The sequence below is a fragment of the Lysobacter sp. P5_C4 genome, from assembly GCF_054049695.1.
The window spans coordinates 21875-34065 of the sequence record NZ_JBFULX010000001.1; the positions used below are offsets into that span (position 1 = coordinate 21875).

Genomic DNA, 12191 nt, shown 5'->3' on the forward strand with positions numbered 1-12191 from the left:
CGGCAGTGGACAAACGACCTGTCGAGATCTTCTGGACCGGTGGATGGGACTCCACCTTCCGCGTGCTGCAACTGCTGCTCGAGCTTGGATTGCCCGTGGCGCCGATCTACCTGCTGGACCGCACGCGCGCGTCCACACAGATCGAGATCGACACGATGGACCGCATCCGGAACGCGCTTGCGCAAGCGTATCCGGAGACGCGGACGCTGTTGTTGCCGACGGCGATGTCGGAAGTGGCGGACATCGCGCCCGATGCGGACATCCAGGCCGCGGGCGATCGGCTCTGCGCGGTGCATGGCGTCGGCAACCAGTACCCTTGGCTCGCGCGGTACTGCAAGCAGCACGGGAAGCACGAGATCGAAATCGGCGCCGAGCGTGCCCGGCATGTGCATGGCGCGGGCGTCGTCCTGTTCGACAACCTGTCCGAGCCATTCCCGTCGCCTGAGGGCTATCCGATGCGTCGCATCTTTCCGGATGCGCCGAATCACGACGCGTACCTGGTCTTCGGCGCGCTCAGGTTCGCGCTGATCGACACGACCCGCGCGCAGATGATCGAAACCGCCCGGCGCCACGGCTGGGACAAGCTGATGGGCCTGACATGGTTCTGCCATCGCGCCAAGGGCGACAGGCGACCCTGCGGGCTCTGCAATCCCTGCATCAATGCGATCGACGAAGGATTCGGTTGGCGGATCCCGCGTTCGCGGCGCATGTTGTCGGCGGTCTACAAAGCGACGCTGTGGCCGCTGCGCAAGACCGCGCGGAAGTTGGTGTTGCGCCGGCGCATGGCGGGTTCGAACGCCTAGTCAGTTCGCCACGTGCCGCCGCGCGCGCGACATGCCGCGGTCGAGTTCGGTCTTCAAGGTGGGGTCGCGCACCGGCGCCTGGAGGAGGAAGACCGCGACATCATGCGGCGCCACCGTGGTGTCGAGCGTGCCGCCAGGCGGGACATCGACCACCCTGCCGCCGAACGCCGACGTCCATTGCCCCGGCTGGAGCGATGCCTGGATGCTGAAGTCCGCCGGCGCGCCGCCCTTGTTGAGCAGCACCAACGCGATTTGCGCCGTCTTCCCCTGTTGCAGCACGCGATAGAACGCCGCCCGGTCGCCCTGCATCTCGATGTTCACCTGCATGCCGCGTTGCAACGCCGGCGTTTGCGCGCGCAGGTTCGCGATGCGGCGCAACTGGCGGTAGATCGGGCTGTCGGCAGCGGCGTCGACACGCGCCTGGCCGTAGTAGTTGCGATTCCCCGCGTGCTCCGCGGTCCCGCGCTCGAAGCCCGTTTCCGATCCGTAGTAGACGACGGGCGTGCCACGCAGGGTGAACAGCGCGTTGTCCGCATCGATGAAACCGGTGTCGGTCGCATCCAGGCGCGCCATGTCGTGGTTGTCGTAGAAGGTCATCAGGTCGTACGGATTCGCATACGGGCCATTGGTGAGGTACAGCGCCTGCCCGATGCGTTCGAAGCCGGCGTTCGCCTTGCCGAAGGCCTCGCCCATCGCTTTCTGCAGCGGGAAGTCGAGCACGCTCACGCCGGCGTTCTCCGGCCAGGTGTGTTCGGCGATCTTGTTGGCGTCGTAGTCGAAGGCTTCGCCGAACATGAAGAAGCCCGGATGCTTCTCCCGGATGCGCGTGGTGAATGCATGCCAGAACGGATGCGGCATCCAGCCGATGGTATCGACGCGGAACGCATCGGCGCCCTGCCCGATCCACTGTTCGTACGCGCCGAGGAAGTATGCGAGTACACGCGGGTCGTTCTCGTTGATGTCCGACAACTGCGCCAGCCCGCCCTTCGTGTTGTAGAAGGCATTCAGCGGGTTCTTCGGATCGAGTTTCTCCGGCGGCAGGTTCATGTGGTCGGCGACCAGCTTGCCGTCCTTGTCGAAGATCTTGCCGAACTTCGGTTGGTCCTTCGGCATCGTGTAAGCCGGCGAGCCGTGGTTGAGCACGATGTCGAGCACCGTCTTCAGGCCCTGCGCCTTCAGGCCCTTCGCCAGGCCGCGGAAATCCAGGTCCTTGCTCGGCAGGTGTTCGTCGAGCTTGTAGAAGTTGTCGCCCCAGTAACCGTGGTAACCGGTCTTGCCCTTGTCGGTCCACATGCCGCCCCACTTCACCGGTTGGCCGCCGGTGAAGGCTTCGTCGGGGTTGTCGACGATCGGCGAAATCCACACCGCGCCGAAGCCCATGTCCTTGATGTACCGGGCGTTGTCGAGCACGCCGCGGAAATCGCCGCCGAGGTAACCGACGTTGTCGGACCGGCCCTTCGGTGCGCCGGGCACCGGCCGATCGAAGGTGTGCAAGGCCGGGCCCTTGCCCTGCTTGCGGTGGTCGTTGGATTTATCGCCATTGACGAAGCGGTCGGTGAGGACGAAATAGACGGCGTCGGCGGAGAACGGTTCGTTGGTCCCGTAATACTCGACGGGCTTCGGCGCTTCCGCTTTCTTCTCCGTCGCCGCGGGTGGTGCGGGTTGCGTGCAGCCCGCCAGCGCCGTCATGCCCAACACGACCAGCGCGCGCCTCACGGCGACACCGCCGCGGCCACCTGCGGCGCGGGCTCGCGCACGCGCAACACGCACAGGCCCGCCACGATCAGGCTCACGCCGCCGATCACCAGCGCATAGACCGGGTGGTTGCCGAAGAACAGCTTCAGCATCAATCCCAGCAAGCTCGCCGCCACCAGCTGCGGGATGACGATGAAGAAATTGAAGATGCCCATGTACACGCCCATTTTCCCGGCCGGCAAGGAATCGGAGAGCAACGCGTAAGGCAGCGACAGGATCGAGGCCCACGCGAAGCCTACGCCCACCATCGACAGCAACAGCCACTGCGGATCGCGGATCACGGCGATCGACAGCAAGCCCAGGCCACCCAGCACTGCGTTGATCAGATGACTGGTGCGCAAACCCCAGCGCCGGACCATCCACGGAATCACGATCGCCGCCAACGCAGCGAAACCGTTGTACGCCGCGAACAACACGCCGACCCAGTTCGCGCCTTCGTTGTAGGCGGCCGATGTGGGGTCGCTGCTGCCGAAATGCACCTGCGTCACCGCGCCCGTGGTGTAGATCCACATCGCGAACAACGCGAACCACGAGAAGAATTGCACGACCGCAAGTTGCCGCATCGTCGGCGGCATGTCGTACAGGTCGTCCATGATGTTGGCGAAGCCGCCCGATCCGCCCAGCATCGTGCGGACCAGCAGCGCGAGGCCGTAAGCGGCGACCAAGCCGCCGAGCACATACAACTCGCGCGCCCAGCCCTGCATCCAGACGGCCGCGACGAACCCCAGCCCGACGACGAGCCACGCGAGCGCCGTCGTCCGCATGCGCGCCGCATCGCGCGCGCGCGGCGCAATGGGCGGGGCTTCGTCCCAGGCGTGCAGCTTGTCCGGCGGATACTCGCGCGTGGTCGCGATCGTCCAGATGATCGCGCCCAGCAACACCGCGCCGCCGAAATAGAACGCGTAATGCACTGTCGCGGGCACCTCGCCCGGGCCTGCCGTGTTGGCGACGCCGAACTTCGCCAGCAGCCAGGGCAGCAGGCTCGCGATCACCGAGCCCACGCCGATGAAGAAACTCTGCATCGCGTAGCCCGAGGCGCGTTGCTTCACCGGCAACTGGTCACCGACGAACGCGCGGAACGGCTCCATCGAGATATTGATCGACGCATCGAGGATCCACAGCAATCCCGCCGCCATCCATAACACCGGCGAGTTCGGCATCGCGAACAACGCCAGCGAAGCGAGGATCGCGCCGACCAGGAAATACGGCCGCCGCCGCCCGAGCCCCGTCCACGTGCGGTCGGACAGATACCCCACGATCGGCTGCACGATCAGCCCCGTGAGCGGCGCCGCGATCCACAGCATCGGGATGTCGTCCATCGCCGCGCCGAGGGTCTGGAAGATGCGGCTCGCATTCGCGTTCTGCAGCGCGAAGCCGAACTGGATGCCGAGGAAACCGAAGCACATGTTCCAGATCTGCCAGAACGTCAACGTCGGCTTGGCGGTGGGCGTCGCGGTCATCGCGGGGTGTCCTCGTGGAAACTCACGGTAGCGGAACGACGGTGAGGGCGCCGATATCGGCAGTGTTGAGCGGGCCTGAAGCACCGCCCTTGCCGCCGGTGTAGTGGGCGAAGTGGTCCAGGTCGCTCATGTTGAAGCCCTCTTCCAGCGCAAACATGCACTTGTTGCCCGCGCGCACGTCGAACAGGGCAGACGTCGAGTCGCCCTCGCCTTCACGATGCGGCATGACCACGGTGCCCGTCTGTCGCTTGCCATCGCACTCCAGCACGAGTGTCTTCACCGCGGCCGAGATGCCGGTGTTCACCGGTCCGTTGGCGTTGCGATAGCGGAAGAAAGCGCGGATGCGGCCGCTGCGGGGCGCGGTCCAGCCCGTTTTCAGATCGTGCAGTGTCGTTGCGTTCGCGCCGGGTTTGTCGTTCTTCTCGAACAGTGGCGTCGGCGCCCAGGCTTCACCGCCCTGCTTCAAGTGCCGCCCATTGCCGGGCCTCGACCGCAATTGCACGATTTCGTCGCGGCCTTCGTGCGCGATGCTGCGCGGAACGAGGAAACCGCCGTCGTCCAGTGTCCTGGGACGCACGAGCACGTAACGGCGCTGCGGCGTTTGCAGCGCGATCCTGTCGCCCTCGCCGAACAGCATCGGCACGAGCGAGACCGGAATCATCGGATCGATCCGGCCATCGGCGCGCAACCCGAACAGGCTGCCGAGCACCATGTCGAGATAACCGGCCACCGACCACAACTGGCGCGGCGAATTCACGACCGGGCCGCTGAGGGCGCCGGCGTCGACGTGAACGGATTGCGTCGCGAGCTCGTAGTTCTCCATGTTCGAACCGGCCATCGACGCGCCGCGCATGATCGATTCGACTTCGAAGGCGAATCGCGCGGCATCCTTCGTCTTGCGCGCGGCGCGCAATGCATAGGCGCTGACGAACGGCCAGATCGCGCGGTTGTGGTAGATCGGCACGCCGCGCCGCTGCGGCCAGATCACCGGGCTGCCCTTCGGCGCGACCGGATACGCAGCGAGCACGCGCGCGGCGCGTTCAGCCGTCGGAATGTCGGCGAGTATCGCAAGCGACGTGCCGAGCAGATCGTAGGCATCGACGGGAACAGGCGCGTACGCCGGGCCGATGTAGCTGCGGTAAAGACCGCGCGACGGGTTCCAGAAACGCCGGTCGATGGCCGACTTCAATGCCGCGGCTTGCTTTCCGAAAACCGACGCGCGCGCATCCTTTTTCTTGTGGGCCATCTGTTCGGCGAGGCGCAAGGCTTCGTAGTGCAGCACGTTGGTGGACAACGCAAAGGACTCGCCGATCCACGTGGTGTCCGTCGCCGTCCACGCCGGATAACTCTGCTCGCGCCAATCGAGGAACGAAGTCTCGCCGCGATACAACCCGAGCTGCGAATCGAAAACGTATTGGCGATCCTGCGCGAGCGTGTCGACCAGCGCGCGCCAGGTCTCTTCCGCGAAAACCGGATCATCGAGCAGGTGCCGCGCGGCGAGGAACCACACCACGCGATCGGTGCTGATCGGCCAGCTTCCGCCCGAACCGGTGTCCTGCACGACGTACAGGCCTTGTGGCAGCGCCGGGTTGCGCACCGTGGAAAGCTTGAAGCGCAGCGACGTCTTCGTGCGCTCCGGATCCAGCCGCGCCAACGCCAGGTCCGCCGCGTACGACAGATCGCGCGTCCACACGTAATGCCACTTCTCGCCGGTTTCGAAGCACACGCACGGAAAGGGCTTCTGGTCGTTGAACGACCAATCGGTGATCGCGTCGACCTTGTCCTTTTCCAGCTCGCTTTGCGCGAGCACGAACAGGCGGTCGAACTGCGCACTGGCGGTCTGCGTCTTCATCGCGGGTGCGCCGGCCACGGCAAGCGCCGGCAACAGTGCCAGGAGGCTGCCGAACACATGTTTGAAAACCCGCGCCAGCCGTCCCTTCATGCGCCCCCCGTTTCCTCGGTCCATGGTAGTCGAGCCGCCTTGGCATGGACGGCCCGCCTGCAAACGTATTCAATGCGCGGCCACGGCTGCGCCGTGGAAGATGGCGCATCGCGCCGCGTGGGGGATCGCGTGCGCGCGGCAAGCACTTCGAGGGAACGCATGGACAACAATCGCTGGTGGCGCGGCGCGGTGATCTACCAGATCTACCCGCGCAGCTTCCTGGACACGGATGGCGACGGCGTGGGCGACCTCCCCGGTATCCTCGATCGCCTGGACTACGTCGCCAGCCTTGGCGTCGACGCCATCTGGATCTCGCCGTTCTTCAAGTCGCCGATGGCGGACTTCGGTTACGACATCGCCGACTACCGCGCGGTCGACCCGCTGTTCGGCACGCTCGCCGATTTCGACCGCGTGCTGGCCAAGGCGCATACGCTCGGACTGCGCGTGATGATCGACCAGGTGCTCAGCCACACCTCGATCGAACACGACTGGTTCACGCAAAGCCGTGCCTCGCGCGACAACCCGAAACACGATTGGTACGTGTGGGCGGATGCACGGCCCGACGGCACGCCGCCCAACAACTGGCTGTCGATCTTCGGCGGCGTGGCGTGGCGCTGGGAACCGCGCCGCGGCCAGTATTTCCTGCACAACTTCCTCGCCTCGCAGCCCGACCTGAATTTCCACAACCCGGCCGTGCAGGCGGCGACGCTCGACAACGTGAAGTTCTGGCTCGACCGCGGCGTCGACGGCCTGCGCCTGGACGCGATCAACTTCTGCTTCCACGACGCGCGCTTGCGCGACAACCCGCCCAAGCCCGTCGAGCTGCGCACGGGACGCGGCTTCAGCGCCGACAATCCCTACGCGTTCCAGTACCACTGGCACAACAACACCCAGCCGGAAAACCTGCGTTTCCTCGAAGACCTGCGCGCGCTGCTCGATCGCTATCCCGGTGCGACTTCGCTCGGCGAGATCTCCTCGGAAGACTCGCTGGCGACGATGGCCGAGTACGTCGGCGAGCAGCGCCTGCACATGGGTTACAGCTTCGAATTGCTCACCGACGACCGCAGCGCCGCCTACATCCGCGGCACCGTGGAGACGCTCGAAGCGAAGATGCGCAATGGCTGGCCGTGCTGGGCGATTTCCAACCATGACGTCGTGCGCGCGGTGTCGCGCTGGGGCAATGGCCGGGACGATGCGGCGCTGGCCGGGCAACTCATCGCCCTGGTGAGTTCGCTGCGCGGTTCCGTTTGTCTCTACCAGGGCGAAGAACTCGGGCTGACCGAGGCCGAGGTCGCATTCGAAGACCTGCAGGATCCTTACGGCATCGCCTTCTGGCCGAACTTCAAGGGCCGCGACGGATGCCGCACGCCGATGCCGTGGTCGGACGCGCCCAACGGCGGCTTCACCGACGCCCATCCGTGGCTGCCCGTGCCCGATGCGCACCGCGCGCTCAGCGTGAAGGCGCAGGACGCGGACGCAGGCTCCGTGCTCAACGGCGCGCGCGCGTTCCTCAGGTGGCGCAAGCAGCAACCGGCGTTGGTGGAGGGAAGCATCGGCTTCCTGGATGCACCCGAGCCGATCCTGTGTTTCGTCCGCCGTGACGCCGCGCAGTCCATGCTGGTCGCCTTCAACCTGTCGGATGCCGAGGTCGAATGGACACTTCCCGAGCATGGCGCGGCGACGCCGATGCAAGCCCCGGGCACGAAGGCCGGCGCGATCCGCGACGGCCGCCTGGTGCTGCCGCCGCGCGGCGTGGTGTACGCCGCGCTCTGAGAACGCTCGCGGCGCTGTGCGTGGCGTGCTTCGCCGGGCCGGTGTTCGCGGCCGTGCCGACGCGCGCGGATTGCGACGATCCCGCACCATCGACCGTGCTCGCCACGCACGTGCGCCAGGCAGCCTACGAGACCTTGTCGCCAGCGGCGCTCGACGCGCAGTACGCCGACGCGGCGGAATCGCTCGCCTTCGGCGCCTCTTCGAAGGGCTTCGTGTTGTGGGCCCCCACAGCGCGAGGTGTCGCCGTTTGCGTCTATGACGGCCCGCGTTCGGCCGCGACGGCCGTGCATGCGATGCAGCGCGACGAACGCACGGGCGCCTGGCGCGGCGCGGTGCCCGTACGCGAAGGCACCTACTACCTGTACCTGGTGGATGTCGTGGTCCCCGGCAACGGACTTCTCCGACAGCGCGTGACCGACCCGTATTCCGTCGCGCTCGCGGCGAACGGCACGCGCAGCCTGTACGTCGACCTCGATTCGCCTGGGACCAAACCCGAAGGCTGGGACCCGAAGGCGACGCCGAAGCGCATCGCTTCGCAAACCGACCTGGTGATCTACGAACTCCACGTCCGCGATTTCTCGCGCGATGACACCACCGTTCCCGCTGCCCATCGCGGCAAGTACCTCGCCTTCACCGACACGCAGTCCGCCGGCATGCGCCATCTGCGCGCACTCGCCGACGCCGGCGTCACCGACATCCACCTGCTCCCGGTGTTCGACTTCGCAACCGTGCCCGAGCGCGGCTGCGATCCAGCCGGCGACGCTGCGCACGACTGCTTCAACTGGGGCTACGACCCGGTCCACTTCAACGCACCCGAAGGCAGTTACGCGAGCGACGCGGACGGCCTCGCGCGCATCGTCGAGTTCCGCCGCATGGTGCAGGCCCTGCACGCGGCGAACCTGCGCGTGGGCATGGACGTGGTCTACAACCACACGATGGCCGCCGGCCAGGCGCCGTGGTCGGTGCTCGATCGCATCGTGCCCGGCTACTACCACCGTTACAACGACGACGGGACGCTCGCGACCTCGACCTGCTGCGCCAACACCGCCACCGAACACCGCATGATGGCCAGGCTCATGCGCGACTCGGTCGTGTTGTGGGCCACGCAATACGGCATCGATTCGTTCCGCTTCGACCTGATGGGCCACCAGCCACGCGCGGCCATGGAAGACCTCCAGCGTGCATTGAAAGCCGCCACGGGCCACGACGTCCCCCTGATCGGCGAAGGCTGGAACTTCGGCGAAGTCGCGGATGGCAAACGCTTCGTGCAGGCCTCGCAACGCTCGCTCGGCGGATCGGGCATCGCCACGTTCAGCGACCGCGCGCGCGACGCGGTGCGCGGCGGTGGACCCGGTGACCGGATGCCCGCCTTGGCGGATGCGAAGGGCTGGATCAATGGCGGCGCAAACGATACGAATGCCGACATGGTGCGCGTCGGTCTTGCCGGGACGCTGCGCGATTACATGCTCGACGGACGACCGCTCTCGAAAATCGACTATCACGGCCAGCCGGCAGGCTATGCCTCACAACCGGGCGAAGTCGTCAACTACGTCGAGAACCACGACAACCACACCCTGTTCGACATCAACCTGTTCAAACTGCCGAAGGACACGCCGCCCGCCGAACGCGCGCGCGTGCAACTGCTCGGCACGGCGACGACGGCCTTCAGCCAAGGCATCGCCTACTTCCACGCGGGCATCGACCTGCTGCGCTCCAAGTCGCTGGATGGCAACAGCTTCGATTCCGGCGATGCGGTCAATCGGCTCGACTGGTCGTACCGCGACAACGGCAACGGCGCGCGACCGCAGGACATCGCCTTCATGCGCGACGCGTTCCGCGACCTGCTGCGGATCCGCGCGAGTTCGACCCTGTTCCGCCTGCGCACGCGCGATGCAGTGATCGCGCGCCTCACCTTCCCCCAAACGGGGACGCCCGAGCTGATCGTCGGCCGCCTCGACGGCAAGGGCTTGGAAGGAACACGTTTTCCTGCCGCGCAGTACTTCCTCAACGCCTCCACGCAAGCACGCACCGTCACCCTCCCCGCCTCCCGTGGCGAACCCTGGGTGCTGCATCCGGTCCATCTGTCCCCGACCGCCGCCGACCTGCGCGCACGCGACGCCGGCTTCGACCGCACGACGGGCACGTTCACGATTCCGCGGCGCACCGCCGTCGTGTTCGTACAACCCGAGAGCAAGCTGCTGCCCGACCTGCTGACCGTCCGCCTGCCGGCGCACCTCTCCGAAGACGAAGACATCACCGTCGACGTGCAACTGCCGCACGGTTACGACGCACGCAAGCGATACCCGGTGCTCTACCTCGACGACGGCCAGGACCTGGCCGATGTCCACGTGCGCGACACCCTCGAACACCTGCGCAACGCAACCACACCCTTCCTCGTCGTGGCCATCCACATGCCGCGCGACCGCATGGCGGGCTACGGCCTCGCCGATCGCGCCGCGGGGCGCAGCGTCGTCGCGCCGACGAAGTACGGCAACGTCGGCGCGAATGCACAGGCCTATTCGGAATGGGTGGTCCGCACACTCGTGCCCTATGTCGACACACACTGGAACACGCAGGCGAATGCGAACGGCCGCACCCTCCTCGGCTGGTCGCTCGGCGGCATCAACGCCTTCTCGCTCGGCTGGAACTACCCGGAAGTCTTCGGTCGAATCGGCGCCTTTTCACCCTCGTTCTGGCTGACGAACGACAACAAGGCCGGAATCGCGCAGAACCTCGTCGCCACTTCACCGGCCAAGCATGGCCTGCGGGTCTACTTCGCGGCAGGAACGAAGGAAGAGGACAGCGACCGCGACAAGGACGGCATCATCGACGTGATCGACGATGCGAAGGACCTGGCGACACTGCTACGCGAACACGGCGGCAACCACGTCGTAGTCGTTGAACTCCCAGGCGGAATCCACCGCCAATCCTCGTGGGCCCAAATGCTCCCCCCGTTCCTGCAATGGGCGTTCCCCAAAAAATGAGCGGCTCGACGCGCCGACAGGTTTCGAGCGTGCGCCGTCCTACATCTGCTCCAACTCCATCCCCTTCGTCTCCCGCACCGCGCGCACCACGAAGATGTACGACAGCAACGCAAACGCCGCGTACAACCCATAGGCAAACGCCAGGCCGATCTCCGCGAGCCCCGGGAACGTCGCGGTGATCACGAAGTTCGCGATCCACTGCGCGGAAGCTGCGACGGCGAGTGCGATCGCGCGAATCCGATTCGGGAACATCTCGCCCAGCAACACCCATACCATCGGCCCCCAACTCAGCCCGAAACACACCACGTAGAGATTGGCCGACACCAACGCCACCATGTTCCACGGCGCCGGCAACGACAAACCCCCGGCGGTGGTCACCGCATTGGCGAAACACACGGCCATCGCGCCCAGCGTCACCGCCATGCCCCCCGAACCGACCAGCAACAAAGGCTTGCGCCCCACCTTGTCGACCAATGCGATCGCGACCAGGGTGACCAGCACATTGACGACCGACGTCGCCACCGTGATCGAAAACGCATCGGACTCGCTGAACCCGACCGAATGCCACAACGTCGCCGAGTAATAGAAAATCACGTTGATGCCGACGAACTGCTGGAACACCGAGAGCAGGATGCCCACCCACACGATCGGCAGCAGCCCCACGCGCGGACCGCGCAGATCCGACAGGCGCGGCACGTATTCCGAACGCAGGCTGTCGCGAATATCGGCGACCTTGGCCTCCAGCGCCGTCTCGTTCTTCATGCCGAGCACGTCCCGCAGGACCTGCTTCGCCTGTTCCAGGCGCCCCTTCGCGACGAGGTGTCGCGGAGATTCGGGCACGCCGAAAACCAGCGCGCCGTAGATCAGCGCAGGCACGATCGCGACGAGGAACATCCACCGCCAAGCATCCAGCCCCAACCACGACGGCTGCGCCGCGCCCCCCGCACTGTTCGCGAGCCAGGCATCGGCGAGCAGCGAGGCGAAGATACCGAGCACGATGGCGAGTTGCTGCATCGAACCGAGCCGACCACGCACGTGCGCCGGCGAGACTTCGGCGATGTAGGTCGGCGCGATCACGGACGCGACGCCCACGCCGATGCCGCCCACGATGCGCCACAGGATCAGGTCCCACACGCCGAACGCGAGCCCCGCGCCCAACGCGCTCACGGCGAGGAACGCTGCCGCCACCCGCATCGTATGCACGCGCCCGAACCGATCGGCCAGCGGGCCGGCGTACCACGCGCCGAGCGCGGAGCCGAGCAGCGCGCACGACACCGCAAACCCCGTCGCCGAGGCGCTCAACCCGAACTCGCCGCGGATCGCATCGACGGCCCCGTTGATCACCGCGGTGTCGTAGCCGAACAGGAAGCCGCCCAGCGCGGCGCAGGCGGAGATCAACAACACGCGCAAGGTGGCGTGCTGTTCGATCGCGGGTGCTGCTGTATTCATCTCGGTGTTCCCCCGGGGAATGTGC

At 66.3% G+C, this 12191-nt stretch carries 7 protein-coding genes; 3 read left to right on the forward strand and 4 right to left on the reverse strand.

The window, feature by feature from the left end; all coding sequences use genetic code 11:
- The first annotated feature begins 5 nt into the window (after positions 1-5).
- Positions 6-803 carry an adenine nucleotide alpha hydrolase family protein gene (locus ACXJJ8_RS00055; protein WP_499026074.1) on the forward strand — a complete coding sequence of 266 codons (798 nt, stop codon included), beginning with the start codon at positions 6-8 and terminating at the stop codon, positions 801-803.
- Here the strand turns inward: ACXJJ8_RS00055 and ACXJJ8_RS00060 are convergent, their stop codons facing one another.
- Genes ACXJJ8_RS00060 through ACXJJ8_RS00070 form a run of 3 tightly spaced genes read right to left on the reverse strand, consistent with a single transcriptional unit; the run spans position 804 to position 5960 of the window.
- The gene (locus ACXJJ8_RS00060) at positions 804-2492 is read right to left on the reverse strand and encodes an alpha-amylase family glycosyl hydrolase (RefSeq protein WP_499027175.1); all 1689 of its coding nucleotides are present in this window, start codon (positions 2490-2492) and stop codon (positions 804-806) included.
- A gap of 23 nt (positions 2493-2515) precedes the next feature.
- Positions 2516-4018 (reverse strand): MFS transporter, encoded by a 1503-nt coding sequence (locus ACXJJ8_RS00065; RefSeq protein WP_499026076.1) that lies wholly within the window; start codon positions 4016-4018, stop codon positions 2516-2518.
- 22 nt (positions 4019-4040) lie between these two features.
- The gene (locus tag ACXJJ8_RS00070) at positions 4041-5960 is read right to left on the reverse strand and encodes a glucosidase family protein (protein ID WP_499026077.1); all 1920 of its coding nucleotides are present in this window, start codon (positions 5958-5960) and stop codon (positions 4041-4043) included.
- A gap of 159 nt (positions 5961-6119) precedes the next feature.
- On the opposite strand from ACXJJ8_RS00070, the gene ACXJJ8_RS00075 reads away from it, so the two are divergent.
- Positions 6120-7733: an alpha-glucosidase family protein gene (locus tag ACXJJ8_RS00075; protein WP_499026079.1), complete on the forward strand. Its 1614-nt coding sequence runs from the start codon at positions 6120-6122 to the stop codon at positions 7731-7733.
- 20 nt (positions 7734-7753) lie between these two features.
- The gene (locus tag ACXJJ8_RS00080; RefSeq protein ID WP_499026081.1) at positions 7754-10717 is read left to right on the forward strand and encodes an alpha-1,6-glucosidase domain-containing protein; all 2964 of its coding nucleotides are present in this window, start codon (positions 7754-7756) and stop codon (positions 10715-10717) included.
- A gap of 39 nt (positions 10718-10756) precedes the next feature.
- On the opposite strand, the gene ACXJJ8_RS00085 is transcribed toward ACXJJ8_RS00080, so the two are convergent.
- Complete coding sequence (locus tag ACXJJ8_RS00085) at positions 10757-12166, reverse strand: sugar porter family MFS transporter (RefSeq protein WP_499026082.1); 1410 nt, start codon at positions 12164-12166, stop codon at positions 10757-10759.
- Positions 12167-12191 lie beyond the last annotated feature (25 nt).

What these genes read in the sequence shown, in the direction of transcription:
- ACXJJ8_RS00070 (WP_499026077.1), bottom strand. Translation starts at nt 5,960, where the DNA reads ATGAAGGGACGGCTGGCGCGGGTTTTCAAACATGTGTTCGGCAGCCTC.
- ACXJJ8_RS00065 (WP_499026076.1), bottom strand. Translation starts at nt 4,018, where the DNA reads ATGACCGCGACGCCCACCGCCAAGCCGACGTTGACGTTCTGGCAGATC.
- ACXJJ8_RS00075 (WP_499026079.1), top strand. Translation starts at nt 6,120, where the DNA reads ATGGACAACAATCGCTGGTGGCGCGGCGCGGTGATCTACCAGATCTAC.
- ACXJJ8_RS00060 (WP_499027175.1), bottom strand. Translation starts at nt 2,492, where the DNA reads ATGACGGCGCTGGCGGGCTGCACGCAACCCGCACCACCCGCGGCGACG.
- ACXJJ8_RS00085 (WP_499026082.1), bottom strand. Translation starts at nt 12,166, where the DNA reads ATGAATACAGCAGCACCCGCGATCGAACAGCACGCCACCTTGCGCGTG.